Raw genomic sequence first — 14,102 nt, 5'->3', positions numbered from 1 at the left:
CTTTGCTTTTATGAAAGAATTAAGGATAAAACGTATTTATGAAGCCATCGAAGAACAAGATGGTTATCGTGTTTTAACAGACAGATTGTGGCCGAGAGGCATAGCAAAAGCTAAGGCAGCTATCGACCTTTGGGAGAAAACTGTGGCTCCTTCAACAGAACTTAGGGAATGGTTTGGGCATATTCCTGAGAGGTTTCCAGAGTTCACAGAACGCTATTTGAAAGAACTTGAAGATAATTCTGACGCAACCAAGTTTGTTGAACTATGTCAAAAACAACTCGAAAAGAGTAATGTTACCTTATTATATGGTGCCAAAGATGAAGTTCATAACCAAGCCGTTGTGTTGCAAAACTTCATTAACAAGCATCTAAGAACAAAATAAAGCTATCAACATGGGAATGCTAACTTCAAGTATTAACCCATGAAATATGGCGACGGGTATTATTCGTTTATCGCCTGAAGCATTAAGAATTGAAGGCAAACAAACATCCATTGAACTGATACCTGCTGTCGAAATAGCCGCTAAACTCCCTCCTTTTAGGGTAAAGAAACGGCATCCAAACAAAGAAAGTAGCTCGCGAGCAACGTTCGTAAGCAATGCAATTGTAGCCAATTGTGTTGCTTGTGTAGCCCCTACTGTTATTGTTTTTAGCTGTGCAATCAATACAGATGACAACGAATAATAACCGAAACCACTTCCTATTGCCATTATATCTGAGAGCTCATGAGTATTGAAAAGGAAGAAAGCTAAAGCCGTAAAGACTAATGTTCCAACTATAGTACAGGCGGGTAATAGGAACATTTTCAAGTTAATTGAACGTAACATCTTCCCTAAATTATCCATAGATCCCACGCCAATTCCAACCTGAATGATTAGCGCAGACAATACAATCATAGGCAAAGATGGATTGAGTAACCACTCCGGAGCTATATCAAAAGTTCCAACTCCGATTCCAACAATCAATGCAAACAATAGGGAGAGATTATCTTTCATTGTTATTTTGTTCTTTATTATTAATGAAGCGATTAAACACATAAGCTGTTCCAAAACTGCCAATCATACCTAAAACAGCTATGACAAAAGCCTGCCAACCAAAATAACCAATATTAGAAATGAGGTCATGATTAGCACCTATCGAAACACCAAAGATGAAAAGAAGGATTATTATGGTATAATGTGCAGTGTGATCTACCTTTTGTATTCCACGAATATTACGCATTAAATACCCTATTCCAACACCAAGCAACAGCAGAAAAAGTATCTTGAACATGTCTATTTAATCTGTTTGTTTGATGCAAAGGTATTAAATTACGCCCTAATCTAACATTATATTTATGCATTTTTTAATCATATTACTACTTAATTGATTTGAATCAATTACATAAACGAGTTAAAATCTATAAGTTATATACTTTATTTCGCATTAAGGTTACTATTACACAAAAAGGAGATACACACAAAATGTATCTCCTTTTAATATAATATTACAGCTTGATAGACTATCAAACGCAATATGGATGCTTCTTTATGATTGAATTCTCACTTACATTTTATACCACCTTATAATACAAAGCATGATACGCATTGCAATTATTCAATAGTATATTCAGTTGATAATTCAGCGCCTTTTTCCCATTTTCCTGTTGAAATATCGAAGCCATAAGCATGCATATCATCATAGGTGTTACGACGATTACGCTTTCCTATAATCCAAATCACATTGCCTACACGCTCTCCTCCAACCACTTCAGAGAAGCGATCTAACACTTGAGTCCAGAGGATTTTCCCCGTTTTATCATACAATCTGAACATAGACCGAGCGTCAGATGCCAAAGAAGGATTAAAATATATCAATGCATAATGTGCATCTTGATAAATAAACTGCCCATTAAATCCAACAAACCAACCGGTCATTGGGGTTGCACTTACAAACCTTCCACCACGATCTGAAGAGAAAGTACCATAAAACCAATCATAAAAAACAAAGTCTTGAGGGTCTCCTAAGTGATATTTGGCATGAATATTCCATAATCTCAGCAGTCCTTTTCGGTCTGTATTATTGTTTGGCGACTTACTAATCAGCTGCCAATACAATGTATCTCGCACTTCTCCATTTAGTTGAGAAGGAGATAATTGCCTTGCATAATTAAAGGCTTCTTCGGTATATAAACGGTTCGTTGCAGGGAAATAATAGTAGCTTTCCGCTATATTATTCTCCACCTTAAAGCCTTCTCCATCAGCTGGATAAATGAATTTTATCGATGCTATGCCGGTATTCATAGCCTGCTTACCCTTAAAGAATGACTGAGAAACATCTGTTATTGTCAACGTTGCAGGATTAACCTCATAAACAAAGCGGCCTGCTAAGACTAAATACCAATGCTTAGCTTGCTTTAAATAGCTTAGTTCTGTGTCTGAACTTGGACTAATAGACTGTTTATCTGCATCGTCTTCAGACATAAAAAGCTGTTCTTTGAGCACCTTACCAGTAATTGCATCGCGGAACCCCATATAGTAACCATTTACATACTTCGACCCCGTTGAGCTATAATTTGTATTAAAATTGCGCTCAACAAGATAGAAAACACAAGGTTTTCCTTTATTATTCATCGGTGAAACGAGAGTATACAAGTCACGAACAGTCGTTGAAGAGCTGCTATCCGATGAGCTTCCACTACTTGAAGTCGTAAGGAAGATTGCGATAACAAAGACTACTATCAACGGCACCACTACTGCACCGATTGCAAGTTTGATGCCTGTGGATAAGTCATTATTCAAAAAATTGGATGACTGAAAATCGTAATGGTGATTCACATTAACGTTAATATCGTCATCATCAAGGAAGAATTCAGTCCCACAATTTAAGCATCTATATCGCTTTTCGTCTAATTGTTCATGCTTCTCACTACCACATTGTGGACATTTTACAGCCTTTATTCGTGTTGCCATAAGTGCTTTAAGCCTTCTTTGAGTAATAAATTGCCAAGAACAACAATATAGCTTGAACAGCTGTTAGAATGACAACACTCAACAACCACCAGTTATTTTCCCATTGTTCTGGGGCAAAGAATCCTGTGATGAACTCTAAAGCGCCAACACCTGCAAAGATAAAACCTAAAGTTAAACGATGAGTACTCTCTGCATTTCCTACAAATGAGCCAGCAAGCAGCAATCCATTAAGAATAATTGCCAAGCTCGTAAAGAGAAAATTCGTTGGAGAATAAGCTGTTATCAGTAATCCCGCAAGAAGATTGGCGACTAATATTATAACAGAAATAACTAAAATTCTTTTCATAACTTCTCTAATATTTCATTCTTTTTCTTTGTAAATTCCTCTTCAGAAATTAACTGAGCATCAAAAAGTTGCTTTAATTGTGTCAGGCGAGTTGCAGCATCAGGCATAGCAACCTCTTGCGAAACATTAGCATCACTCTTTGTGTTGAAGAACTCTTTCGCCAACTGAACCCCTGCACCTACTTGCAAACCAGCTCCTGCAAGACCACCTTCTGTGCGCACAGCATCACGCAAAGCAGCCAACTTTTGAACGCCAGCATAATCTAAATCAACTTCAGACGCAGCACGTTTCTCTGCTGTCATATCTGCAATCTTACCGATTCGCTCAAGTGTATTCTCATCAAATGTAACTGAATCAATACGGAAATCTGTCAGCACAAAACCCAAACGTTCTAACTCTTCGGTTGTACGCGCTTTCAAATCTGCCGATAATTCAAGCAAATGTTTATCTACTTCAGTATAAGGATAGCTTTTCTCGGCTAAGAAAGAAGTTAGTGGTGCAACGATACGTGAAGACACTAATTCGCGTACATCGCGTGCAGTATAGTTAGAAACCGACCCCAACAACGTTGTGAACATTGTCTCAGCGTCACCAATTTTAACAGAGAAGTTACCACAAGCTCCCAGTGCAACAGGAATATTATAGTTGGGTTCCATGTATTTTACAGGTGTAGCTGTGCCCCAAAGTACATTTACCAATTCAGCTGTGCGGAAGAAATAGAACCGCATTTTATGCTCACTCTCAAAGTTTTGTGCCAGATTGAGCAACGTGGTGATAAACGGATGGTTATCTGATTGAAGTTCATACGTGCCTTGTTCTGTTAGTACTGACTTCACCTTTCCATCATAAACTAAAAGACAACCTTGGCCTGGTGCAACAATAAGTTTACTTGAGTTTTTGATTTCATCGGTAGTAGTTGTCATTCGATGGAACAGGATATTCATGTCTTGTTCTTTCCACTCAATGACTGAACGCAATTGCTTTCTAAAAGGATTCCTTATATTCATAGGTGTTAGCTTTAATCTATGTGCACACAAAATGCGTGCACTGTATTCTTAAAAGTTTTCGACAAAGTTAAGTAAATATTCTTAAACCTAAAGAAATATCATTCATTTTTTTTCATTTTATATGAAAGAATATAACTCTTTCTCGTTTGATTTATGAGAACAAAACACTTAAAACATGATGCACTTGAGTATAAATAAGACCATAAAACCAGTAAACATCGTATCTAATTGCACATACTTTATTACGACATAAAAGAGGTAGAGCGATTAGATTCAATTGTAGGATTTCAGCCTTTCCATAGCCTTATTCATCTCATTTTAAGGCTTTGGTAGTTTAATAGCTATCAGTTAGCATTGTGTTTTGTATCATTTTACCACACAATATGCGTCATTTCATCGTGTAAAACAAGTTTAATTACACGACAATTTGCCTCAAAAGTATAGCTCAAGCAAAAGAGCTACGCTTTTATATGAATAGAAAAGAAAAGAGCTTATTAAACGCTCCGATGCTCAAGGCCCCATCTTTCACGGGCTACAACATCACAACCCTGCGTATGGTATCCCCCTCTTTAAAGAAAGGAAAAAGGTTAAAGCTTATTCCCTTCTTTGGGAAATACAACAATGGGACTATAGTTTTTGGCTTCTTCGAAATCCATAAGTGCATAAGCAATGATAATCACCACGTCACCAACTTGAACTTTACGTGCCGCAGCTCCATTCAAACAAACACACCCCGAGCCTCGTTTGCCTTTAATGATATACGTTTCAAAGCGCTCACCATTATTGTTATTGACAATCTGAACCTTTTCCCCCGCAATGAGATTTGCTGCATCCATCAGATCTTCGTCTATCGTAATGCTCCCCATATAGTTTAGATTTGCCTCTGTAACCGTGGCACAATGGAGTTTACTTTTCAACACTTCGATCATCATTTCATTTTCCCTTTCTATATCTTATATGGTCAATGAGACGTATAGGAGTCATTCCGCAATAGACTGTTATACATCCAACAACCCCATGTTCTGACGTCCAATCATCAACCGCCAATAACGTTTTACCATCTACAATCTCAAAATATTCAACCTCAAGTCCGTCAATCGCATTTATTTCGGCTACCACTTTATCATGCGTTTCCTCAACAGAATGAGTCTTGGAATAATCCAAACTATCTTTTAATGCTTGATAAATTGCTGGAGCAATAGCCCGTTCTTCCTTCGTCAGCAGCTTGTTACGGCTACTCATTGCCAAGCCATCCGCTTCACGAATTATCGGACATTCAACAATCGTTATATTGCTATTCATATAATCTACAAGTTGTTTGATGACCGCAATCTGCTGCCAATCTTTCTCTCCAAAATAGGCGTTATCAGGAGCTACGATAGTAAATAAGCGACTAACAACCTGACACACCCCATTGAAATGTCCAGGACGACGCGCTCCTTCCATCACCGTTGTAACGGGAGGGAACTCAAACACACGTGTGTCGGGCTCGGGATAAATCTCTTCTACGGCAGGTGCAAAAACATAATCTGCACCACAAGCTTCAGCCAAACGAACGTCTCCATCCAATGTTTTGGGGTAACGTTCAAGGTCAGCCTTATCATTAAACTGAGTAGGATTAAGGAACACCGAGACAACAGTAATGTCATTGTCTTGTACACTGCGTTTAATCAGCGAGGCATGTCCCTCGTGTAAAGCCCCCATCGTGGGCACAAAACCTATACTCTTGCCTGCATTTCGTGCGGCATTGAGTTCGTTTTGAAGTTCAACAATCTTTTTTTCAACTTTCATTTTCTTTATCCAAATCGGGCCACAAAATAACAACTTTTTTCTTAAATAAGAAAGAATAATTATAAAAATATGCGAATTAATAAGCGCATTTGAGCCTTTATAGACAATTTTCTAATTTATTTCGTGTTTTTTTATACCTTTGTGGCACTCAAATTTGAAAAAAGACATGGCAAAGAAAGTATTATTCATCAATCAAGAGATTACCCCATATGTCCCCGAGACGAATATGTCTGTCATGGGAAGAGACTTGCCACAGAAGGTGCAAGAGGCTGGTCTCGAAATCAGAACGTTTATGCCTAAGTGGGGAAATATCAATGAACGGCGCGGCCAACTGCATGAAGTCATCCGACTATCAGGTATGAATCTCATCATTGATGATACCGACCACCCTCTCATTATCAAGGTTGCTTCAATCCCACAATCAAGGATTCAGGTTTACTTTATAGACAATGATGACTACTTTACCAAGCGACAAATGACAACAGATGAGGCAGGTGAAGAGTATGCTGACAACGGAGAGCGTGCTATCTTCTTTGCTCGAGGAGTCTTAGAGACTGTAAAGAAATTAAGATGGACGCCAGATATCATCCATTGTCAAGGCTGGATGAGTGCTGTTGTGCCTTTCTACGTCAAGAAAGCTTACCACGAAGAGCCTTCATTTGCAAACACAAAGATTGTAACCTCACTCTTTTCAGAGCAACTCAAAGGGGATTTGGGAAGCAAATTCAAGTCTATTGTTGCTTTCAGAGATGCCAAGAAAGAACTTGTTTCTGGCTACAACGAAAAGTTTGATTTCGTTGAATTAGGAAAGCTTGCACTTGATTATAGTGATGGAGTCATTGAGGCTCGCCCAACAGTAAACAAGGAATTATTAGACTATGCAGCTGAAAAGAAGTTGCCGATTCTTAAATATCCAGGAGAAGACTTTATCGAATCGTATGTAGATTTCTATGATAAGATTTATCCAACAAGTGAAGAATAATCACAAAATCAATTATTACATGAAACTAAAAACTCTTGCAAGTGCACTACTTGTAACCCTAATGATATCGTCATGTGACGACTCTACCGGAACCATTGGTACGTCAATTACGAGCGACATGGATAAGTTGGAGATTAAAACCGACTCTTTTAATGTCATGACAAAATCGATTGCAGCTGGCAATGTCCTTTCAAGAAACATCAACGGATATCTTGGTAAGTTCAAAGACCCTGAGACAGGCTCGTATATCACGGCAGACTTCATGACACAGTTTGGCGTGCTTGAAGACTTCAATCTTCCTAATGAGAGAGACATTGTGTCGAAGGATAATGGCAAAGTCATTGCTGACTCTTGTGAAATCAGACTTTATTATGACGATGTTGTTGGTGATTCTACGGCATTGATGCATTTGAAGATGTATGAATTAAGCAAGCCTGTAACAGATGCTGCAGCATTATATACAAACTCAAACGATATTGAAAGCAACTATCTCCGTAGCAGAGGATTTGAAGTTGAGAAGGCATATACGCTGGCAGATCTGACAACTGATGCGAAAGAAAAGGCTGAAAAGAATTATAGTCCGAGTATCAAAATCTCAATGAATAAGCCTTACACCGATAAAGATGGAGTGACATACAAGAACTATGGCACGTATCTGTTGCAGAAGTATTACAGCAAACCATCTGACTTTAGCAATTCATACACACTGATAAATAACGTCATTCCTGGCTTCTATTTCAAGTCGGTTGGAGGCTCAGGCTCTATCGGAAGGGTTTTCAATACTATCATGTTTGTTTACTTCCGCATTCAATATAATGGCAAAGTCTATAACAGAATCGCATCCTTCAGCGGTACGCAAGAAGTGTTGCAAGCCACACACATTGTCAATGACCAACAGGCTTTACAACAATTGATAAATCAAAACTCTGGAACCTATCTCAAAACACCAGCTGGAATATTCACAGAGATGACACTTCCTGTAGATAACATTGTTGCAGGCCACGAGAAAGACAGCATCAACAGTGCAAAGATTACGTTACAACGAATCAACAACGTTTCGACAAGCCCTTATGCATTGCAAGCGCCAAAGCAGGTATTGATGATTCCAAAAGACAGCATTCAAGCCTTCTTTGCACATCATAACATCATGAATTATAAGAATTCTTTCGTGGCAAACTTCAGCCAAAATGGTTACACTTTCAATAATATTAGTTCGTTGATTCGCTCAATGTATGAGAACAAAAAGAATGGAACTACATCGGCTGATTGGAATAAGGTTGTCATTGTTCCTGTGACTACAACGAGCATGACCATTCAAAACGGAAGCTATTCTTCAACCTATTCAACGGGAGTATACAATGACATGTCGGTGAGAAGCGTGAAATTGTTAGGCGGAAACACGCCTCTCAAGCTCTCAGTCATCTATAGCAAGTTCAAGTAACTCTATTCTTATGGCAGACAACTTCCTTGAACGCCAGCGCGAGAGTTACGAAGAGCGTAAGCAACAATGGCTGCAAAATAAAAAACACCTCACTAAGATTAAGAGGTCGCGACCCGAAAAACCCGAAGACGAAACATTATAAAAACAATTCTATAAAGCCGAGACCACATCAGATGTCTCGGCTTTTTTCCACTGATAAACATTATATTTATGAAAAGACTCATTTCTTTTATGCTTTTAACAGCATTGATGCTTTCGGCCAATGCAACTGAAAAGAAAGTCACACTCCGCTTTATTGAAACAAGCGATGTGCACGGAAGTTTCTTCCCCTACGATTTCACGAACCGCAAACCAAGGGTCGGTTCAATGGCACGTATCAGCAGTTATGTAAAACAACTGCGCAAACAATATGGCAACAACGTTGTCTTGCTTGACAATGGAGATATACTTCAAGGACAGCCCACAAGCTATTTCTATAATTATGTGGCTACAAACGAGCCCAACATTGCAGCCCAAGTAATCAATTATTTAGGCTATGATGCTGAAACAATCGGCAATCATGACATCGAACCCGGCCATGCTGTTTACGACAAGTGGATAAAAGAGGTGAAATGCCCCGTGCTTGCGTGCAACGTTGTTAACGTAAAGACCGGACAACCTTACACGCACCCTTATGCAATCATCAAGCGCAATGGCATCAAGATTGCCGTGTTGGGCATGCTCACCCCAGCTATTCCCAACTGGCTGACAGAGAATATTTGGGAGGGACTCCGCTTTGACGACATGGTGAAATCGGCAAAGAAATGGATGAAAATCATTCAAGAGAAAGAACACCCCGATGTTGTCGTTGGACTTTTCCACAGCGGACGTGAAGGCGGCATCACAACGAAAGACTATGAAGAAGATGCAAGTTGTGTCGTTGCTCAACAAGTGCCAGGCTTCGACATCATCATGTTTGGCCACGATCACACACGCTTCAATCAGAAAATCAAGAATATCGAAGGCAAAGAAGTGCTTTGCATAGACCCTGCAAACAATGCAATGACGGTAGCACAGGCCGACCTCACGCTTACGCTCAAGAATGGCAAAGTTGCTGACAAGCAAGTTACGGGAACGCTTGTGGATGTCACCAAACTTCCGATTGACGAGGAGTATATGGCTCACTTCAAACCCGAAATCGAGAAAGTAAATCAATATGTCGACCGCATCATCGGCAACATTGAGAACACCATATACACGCGTGACAGTTATTTCGGCTCAAGCGCATTCAATGACTTCATTCTCAATCTTGAATTGCAAATCACAAAGGCCGACATTGCCTTTAATGCCCCACTCCAGTTTGATGCATCAATCAAAGCTGGCCCTGTGAGAGTGGCCGACATGTTCAATCTTTATCGATTTGAAAATCAGCTCTACGTCATGCGTATGACTGGCGAGGAAATCAGAAAACATCTTGAAATGAGCTACGATCAATGGGTCAACACAATGAAGTCGCCCGACGATCATCTGTTGCTCTTGGCCGACACTCGCGGTGATGCACAGCGTTTGGGATTCAAAAACTTCACATTCAACTTTGACTCTGCTGCTGGCATTGATTATGTGGTCGATGTGACCAAACCCGACGGACAGAAGGTGAAAATCCTACGCATGTCAAACGGACAGCCCTTCGATGAGCATAAATGGTACACTGTAGCCATCAACAGCTATCGTGGAAACGGCGGCGGCGAGCTACTCACAAAGGGGGCAGGCATCCCCAAAGAAAGTCTGAACAGCCGAATCATCTATCGCAGCCCACGCGACCAGCGTTATTACCTCATGCAGGAAATCGAAAAGATGGGGACGGTAGCGCCGAAAGCTAACAACAACTGGAAATTCATTCCCGAAAACTGGACAAAACCTGCTGCAACGCGCGACAGCCTGCTATTGTTCAGCCACCAACGCAATCCTAAAGACGAAAAATAATGAAACACCTTTGGTTTATCTTTTGCAAAGGCGACCTCATGCTCGAGAAGCTTCCTAACGGGAGCTTTTCGATTCCCGAAGGCAACCAACCGCCTATTGCTACGAAGGATTGGACGCATGTGCTCAATGTCTCACCCATGGACAATGGCGATGAGGTAAAAACTTTCCTCATCGACGAACCCGTCACCGACAATCCACGCTATGAAATGTGTGGCCTCCGAAAAAGTTTCTATCATCTTCCCACCGACCTCTATCTCAAAGCGGGCAAATGTCACGAGCTAATCTACTGGGATCAGAACACAAAATATTGCGGCGTGTGTGGCTTTCCGATGAAGATGCACACCGACATCAGCAAACGTTGTCCCAATTGTGGCAAGGAGGTGTGGCCCACCGTAGCCACCGCCATTATCGTGCTCATTCATCGTGGCGACGAGGTGTTGCTCGTTCATGCGCGCAATTTCAAAGGCAATTTCTATGGTCTTGTGGCTGGCTTTGTTGAAACCGGTGAGACTTTAGAAGAGGCTGTGCATCGAGAGGTGATGGAAGAAACCGGACTCACTATCACCAACCTACGCTATTTCGGCAGTCAACCCTGGCCCTATCCGAGTGGCCTGATGGTGGGCTTCACGGCCGACTATGTCAGTGGCGACATCCAGCTGCAACGCGAAGAACTCTCACGTGGCGCATGGTTTACAAAGGATAATTTGCCCGAAATACCCGAAAAACTCAGCATTGCAAGACAAATTCTTGACGACTGGCTCACAAAAGCATAGAAAAACATTTTCCGGCTTATTTATTTGCTCCTTTAATTTTTTCTTCTTACCTTTGCCGCCGTGAAACAATTGGCAATGACATATCAAGTGAACGAAGTACTGCAAAGAATCTCTCAATTCTTTGCATCTTTTTGCACGTTATCTTTGGTCAATCCAAATAATTTGCTAACACACACACACACACACACACACACTCGCACCTAGCGTCACTAAGACATTTTTTCTTCTCGCATACGCGCGCGCGAAGCGTGCCATAACCCCTGCAAACAAAGGACTTCTCGGAGTTTCCTTTGTTCGCTTTTTTATGCCCTTTTGCGAACTCAATTTTAAGCAAAATAAGAACGAAATAACAGCTATTTTAATCAAGAAAGTTATGAGTAAAAAGCAAGTAAAGAAGAGTTATTCTGCACCAGAGTGTACGATAATTCAAGTCAACGAAATAACTTATCTCATGGATACGTCCTTCCCCAGTCAGCACAGACCAGGTCATCATGGTGGTACCATCTCAAGTGCAAAGGCTTCAATGTCATGGGATGAAGACGAGGACGAAGAGAACCCATCATGGGACAACTAACAGCGAGTAATGAACAAAATGAACAAAGTAAAGATGAAGCAAACAATGAAACAACATTCATTCACCACACGTCTAAAGTCTTTGGCTGTTGTATTTGGCATGGCCTTGGCTTTTGCATCCTGTGCTAATGAGGATGTGCCCCAGAACCCAACGAAATCCAATGAGGATAACGACAAGAACCTCACAACTTTCATGGCAGGTGGCGAGACACGTACGTCGCTGAATTACAATAGTGGTGACTTCTATTGGGAGGATGGCGACTATATCTACGTAAAGGATGACGATGGCGTATTACAGAAGAGCACGAACGCTCCAACAGGGAAGGTGGCTGCATTTAAGTATAAAGTTCCTGGTAAGTTTACTGCAAGTAGCAGTTATAAGGTTTATTACTTAGGCAAGAACAGCGATGGTACTTCTGTAAGTATCTCAACCGCCCAGAGCCAGACAGCTCCAGATGATACTGAGCACTTCGGCACAGCAGGCGATTACGGTACAGCTACTGCAAATAAGGTGACAGGAAAAAATCAGTTCGAGTTCGAATTGGAGCATCAGCCAGCTTACTTAGTTTTCCAGCCTTACACAAGTAACCCAGTTCTACAGAACTGTTACTTAACAAAGGTAGAAGTTACTTCCGACAACGATATAGCGGAGAAATACACTGTTAACCTAACTAATAACACATTAGACGCTTCTGCAGTAACAGACGGCAAACAGATAGTCTTAACGACACAAGACCCAACAAGTGGTAGCAGCTACAACAACGGTTTCCCACTGACCAACAGCGCAGCTAACGTAACAACAAACGGAGCTTACATGGTGATTAAGCCTGGCACTCATACTTTAAAGGTGCGTTACTGGGTAAAGGACTTAGTAACAGATGTAGAGGGTACTATAACCAGAACTCTATCCTCAGAAACGTACAAGTCCAACACCTACTACGACATGACCGCTAACCTTGACGCACGCGACTACGATGGCGACCATTATTACATGTGGGATGCCCAGGAACAATACTGGAAGGGTCACGAATGGTGGTCAAGCAATAAAGACCAGCCAGCGTTGAACTATGGCATGAATGGAAACTTCCCCAAGAGCAACGCTGACCCACGTTACCACAACGAAGCATATACTTATGGCGTAAATAACCCAGCTACCCATACACCATGTAAAGACCTTCCTAATGCTAACGAGCTGACGTGGTACTGTGCCTATGGCGATCCTCGTTGGGACGAAGACGAAGTATGGACAACTATGGGTCATTTATATAAAGGTGGAATGTGGTTTAAGAAGAAGTCAGTATTGCTAGCCAAAGGTCATTACAACAGTAACACCGCCTTCGACGGCGCTGATTGGCGAAGATTAAATAAATCCCAAACCTGGTTCTCATCTCTGACTCCTCCTTCCGCTGCAGACGCAGGCAATTACTTTTACCTGCCCGCCTTGGGTTCCTACGACATTTTCTCCAACTCTAGTCAGCTGAACCATGTTGGCGAGATAGGTGACTATTGGTCGTCTAGTGCTTACCCGTGGGACAGCCGCTACGCGTACAAGCTGAATTTCTTCAGAGGTAGCATCCAGGTGTTCAGCTGGAGCAGCCGCAAGAACGGGTACAGGGTCGGCACATTCGAGTAGCCCTCGCGATTGCCCTGTACAGGTGTCGCCCTCTAAGAAATCCCTCCCCGAACCAACGGTCACTGACCGAAGGGAAGTAAAGGGGAGGGGGTTCCTAACGGGATAAGGGAGGGTGAGAGATAAGGGGAAATCTAAGCCGCTGGAAGAAAAAGCCGCCCCCTGCCTAAAGAGGTGAGACCGACAACGCAAAAGGCTATGAAGCTTACCAAAAGATTAAATTATACATCAAAAAAGCGAATGATTGTTTCTTTTTAATCAACAAATTCATTATCTTTGCAAGTAACTGATAACCTTTAAACAATAAAAACCACAAATCATGAACAACACCACATAAAAAACATATTATCTCACGCAGAAAAATAAATCACACACTGATTTTTCATGCTTCTGAGTGACTCAGAAAGACCAAATGGAGAAAAAACACGCTTCTGAGTGACTCAGAAAGACCAAATGGAGAAAAAATGCGCTTCTGAGCGACTCAGAAAGACCAAATGGAGGAAAAATACGCTTCTGAGCGACTCAGAAAGACCAAATGGAGAAAAAATGACGCTTCTGAGCGACTCAGAAAGATCAAATGGAGAAAAATCACGCTTCTGAGTGACTCAGAAAGGCCAAATGGAGAAAAAAATGCGCTTCTGAGTGAC

Annotated in this window: 15 protein-coding genes; 8 read left to right on the top strand and 7 right to left on the bottom strand. The window is 41.3% G+C overall.

From position 1 onward, the window contains the following. Positions 1 to 10: 10 nt before the first annotated feature. Positions 11 to 382, top strand: a complete 372-nt coding sequence (locus HMPREF9145_RS10765; protein ID WP_021826470.1) for a DUF488 domain-containing protein — start codon at positions 11 to 13, stop codon at positions 380 to 382. On the opposite strand, the gene HMPREF9145_RS10760 is transcribed toward HMPREF9145_RS10765, so the two are convergent. The 7 genes from HMPREF9145_RS10760 to panC form a co-directional block, all read right to left on the bottom strand. Beyond that, positions 368 to 994 (bottom strand): LysO family transporter, encoded by a 627-nt coding sequence (locus HMPREF9145_RS10760; protein WP_021826533.1) that lies wholly within the window; start codon positions 992 to 994, stop codon positions 368 to 370. The two genes, HMPREF9145_RS10765 and HMPREF9145_RS10760, sit on opposite strands and share 15 nt — an antisense overlap. Further along, complete coding sequence (locus tag HMPREF9145_RS10755) at positions 984 to 1,271, bottom strand: LysO family transporter (protein WP_021826550.1); 288 nt, start codon at positions 1,269 to 1,271, stop codon at positions 984 to 986. The genes HMPREF9145_RS10760 and HMPREF9145_RS10755 overlap by 11 nt, the downstream gene beginning before the upstream one ends. A 320-nt stretch (positions 1,272 to 1,591) precedes the next feature. Further along, complete coding sequence (locus HMPREF9145_RS10750) at positions 1,592 to 2,950, bottom strand: hypothetical protein (protein ID WP_021826482.1); 1,359 nt, start codon at positions 2,948 to 2,950, stop codon at positions 1,592 to 1,594. A 7-nt stretch (positions 2,951 to 2,957) separates the two neighbouring features. Further along, the gene (locus HMPREF9145_RS10745) at positions 2,958 to 3,296 is read right to left on the bottom strand and encodes a hypothetical protein (RefSeq protein WP_007133845.1); all 339 of its coding nucleotides are present in this window, start codon (positions 3,294 to 3,296) and stop codon (positions 2,958 to 2,960) included. Further along, a complete protein-coding gene (locus HMPREF9145_RS10740; protein WP_021826573.1) occupies positions 3,293 to 4,303 on the bottom strand; it encodes an SPFH domain-containing protein in 1,011 nt (336 codons plus the stop codon). The genes HMPREF9145_RS10745 and HMPREF9145_RS10740 overlap by 4 nt, the downstream gene beginning before the upstream one ends. 587 nt (positions 4,304 to 4,890) lie before the next feature. After that, positions 4,891 to 5,235 (bottom strand): aspartate 1-decarboxylase, encoded by a 345-nt coding sequence (gene panD, locus HMPREF9145_RS10735; RefSeq protein ID WP_007133847.1) that lies wholly within the window; start codon positions 5,233 to 5,235, stop codon positions 4,891 to 4,893. A gap of 1 nt (position 5,236) precedes the next feature. Then, the gene (gene panC, locus HMPREF9145_RS10730; protein WP_021826505.1) at positions 5,237 to 6,094 is read right to left on the bottom strand and encodes a pantoate--beta-alanine ligase; all 858 of its coding nucleotides are present in this window, start codon (positions 6,092 to 6,094) and stop codon (positions 5,237 to 5,239) included. Positions 6,095 to 6,260: 166 nt separating this feature from the next. Between panC and HMPREF9145_RS10725 the strand changes: the two genes are divergently transcribed. The 7 genes from HMPREF9145_RS10725 to HMPREF9145_RS10695 all read left to right on the top strand — a co-directional run bounded on the left by HMPREF9145_RS10725 (position 6,261) and on the right by HMPREF9145_RS10695 (position 13,458). Further along, complete coding sequence (locus HMPREF9145_RS10725; RefSeq protein ID WP_036907531.1) at positions 6,261 to 7,076, top strand: glycogen/starch synthase; 816 nt, start codon at positions 6,261 to 6,263, stop codon at positions 7,074 to 7,076. Positions 7,077 to 7,095: 19 nt separating this feature from the next. After that, positions 7,096 to 8,517 carry a DUF4270 domain-containing protein gene (locus HMPREF9145_RS10720; RefSeq protein ID WP_021826582.1) on the top strand — a complete coding sequence of 474 codons (1,422 nt, stop codon included), beginning with the start codon at positions 7,096 to 7,098 and terminating at the stop codon, positions 8,515 to 8,517. Between the two features lie 10 nt (positions 8,518 to 8,527). After that, a complete protein-coding gene (locus HMPREF9145_RS10715; RefSeq protein ID WP_021826476.1) occupies positions 8,528 to 8,659 on the top strand; it encodes a hypothetical protein in 132 nt (43 codons plus the stop codon). A 68-nt stretch (positions 8,660 to 8,727) separates the two neighbouring features. Beyond that, complete coding sequence (locus HMPREF9145_RS10710; protein WP_021826497.1) at positions 8,728 to 10,479, top strand: bifunctional metallophosphatase/5'-nucleotidase; 1,752 nt, start codon at positions 8,728 to 8,730, stop codon at positions 10,477 to 10,479. Beyond that, positions 10,479 to 11,252: an NAD(+) diphosphatase gene (gene nudC / locus HMPREF9145_RS10705; RefSeq protein ID WP_021826473.1), complete on the top strand. Its 774-nt coding sequence runs from the start codon at positions 10,479 to 10,481 to the stop codon at positions 11,250 to 11,252. The genes HMPREF9145_RS10710 and nudC overlap by 1 nt, the downstream gene beginning before the upstream one ends. Before the next feature lie 373 nt (positions 11,253 to 11,625). Then, entirely contained in the window at positions 11,626 to 11,826 is a 201-nt protein-coding gene (locus tag HMPREF9145_RS10700) for a hypothetical protein (RefSeq protein ID WP_021826541.1), read from the top strand. A gap of 33 nt (positions 11,827 to 11,859) precedes the next feature. Then, the gene (locus tag HMPREF9145_RS10695; RefSeq protein ID WP_036907617.1) at positions 11,860 to 13,458 is read left to right on the top strand and encodes a hypothetical protein; all 1,599 of its coding nucleotides are present in this window, start codon (positions 11,860 to 11,862) and stop codon (positions 13,456 to 13,458) included. Positions 13,459 to 14,102 lie beyond the last annotated feature (644 nt).

Origin of the sequence: Segatella salivae F0493 (assembly GCF_000477535.1) — a bacterium.
GTDB classification, from domain to species: domain Bacteria; phylum Bacteroidota; class Bacteroidia; order Bacteroidales; family Bacteroidaceae; genus Prevotella; species Prevotella salivae.
The sequence above is the reverse complement of the archived record's forward strand: the minus strand, read 5'-3'. Positions and strand labels throughout refer to the sequence as shown.

Bases quoted from the DNA above. Each gene is read 5' to 3' on its own strand.
- HMPREF9145_RS10715 (WP_021826476.1), top strand. From the start codon at position 8,528: ATGGCAGACAACTTCCTTGAACGCCAGCGCGAGAGTTACGAAGAGCGT.
- HMPREF9145_RS10740 (WP_021826573.1), bottom strand. From the start codon at position 4,303: ATGAATATAAGGAATCCTTTTAGAAAGCAATTGCGTTCAGTCATTGAG.
- HMPREF9145_RS10700 (WP_021826541.1), top strand. From the start codon at position 11,626: ATGAGTAAAAAGCAAGTAAAGAAGAGTTATTCTGCACCAGAGTGTACG.
- HMPREF9145_RS10725 (WP_036907531.1), top strand. From the start codon at position 6,261: ATGGCAAAGAAAGTATTATTCATCAATCAAGAGATTACCCCATATGTC.
- panC (WP_021826505.1), bottom strand. From the start codon at position 6,094: ATGAAAGTTGAAAAAAAGATTGTTGAACTTCAAAACGAACTCAATGCC.
- nudC (WP_021826473.1), top strand. From the start codon at position 10,479: ATGAAACACCTTTGGTTTATCTTTTGCAAAGGCGACCTCATGCTCGAG.
- HMPREF9145_RS10695 (WP_036907617.1), top strand. From the start codon at position 11,860: ATGAAGCAAACAATGAAACAACATTCATTCACCACACGTCTAAAGTCT.
- HMPREF9145_RS10755 (WP_021826550.1), bottom strand. From the start codon at position 1,271: ATGTTCAAGATACTTTTTCTGCTGTTGCTTGGTGTTGGAATAGGGTAT.
- HMPREF9145_RS10745 (WP_007133845.1), bottom strand. From the start codon at position 3,296: ATGAAAAGAATTTTAGTTATTTCTGTTATAATATTAGTCGCCAATCTT.
- HMPREF9145_RS10710 (WP_021826497.1), top strand. From the start codon at position 8,728: ATGAAAAGACTCATTTCTTTTATGCTTTTAACAGCATTGATGCTTTCG.
- HMPREF9145_RS10750 (WP_021826482.1), bottom strand. From the start codon at position 2,950: ATGGCAACACGAATAAAGGCTGTAAAATGTCCACAATGTGGTAGTGAG.
- HMPREF9145_RS10720 (WP_021826582.1), top strand. From the start codon at position 7,096: ATGAAACTAAAAACTCTTGCAAGTGCACTACTTGTAACCCTAATGATA.
- HMPREF9145_RS10760 (WP_021826533.1), bottom strand. From the start codon at position 994: ATGAAAGATAATCTCTCCCTATTGTTTGCATTGATTGTTGGAATCGGA.
- HMPREF9145_RS10765 (WP_021826470.1), top strand. From the start codon at position 11: ATGAAAGAATTAAGGATAAAACGTATTTATGAAGCCATCGAAGAACAA.
- panD (WP_007133847.1), bottom strand. From the start codon at position 5,235: ATGATGATCGAAGTGTTGAAAAGTAAACTCCATTGTGCCACGGTTACA.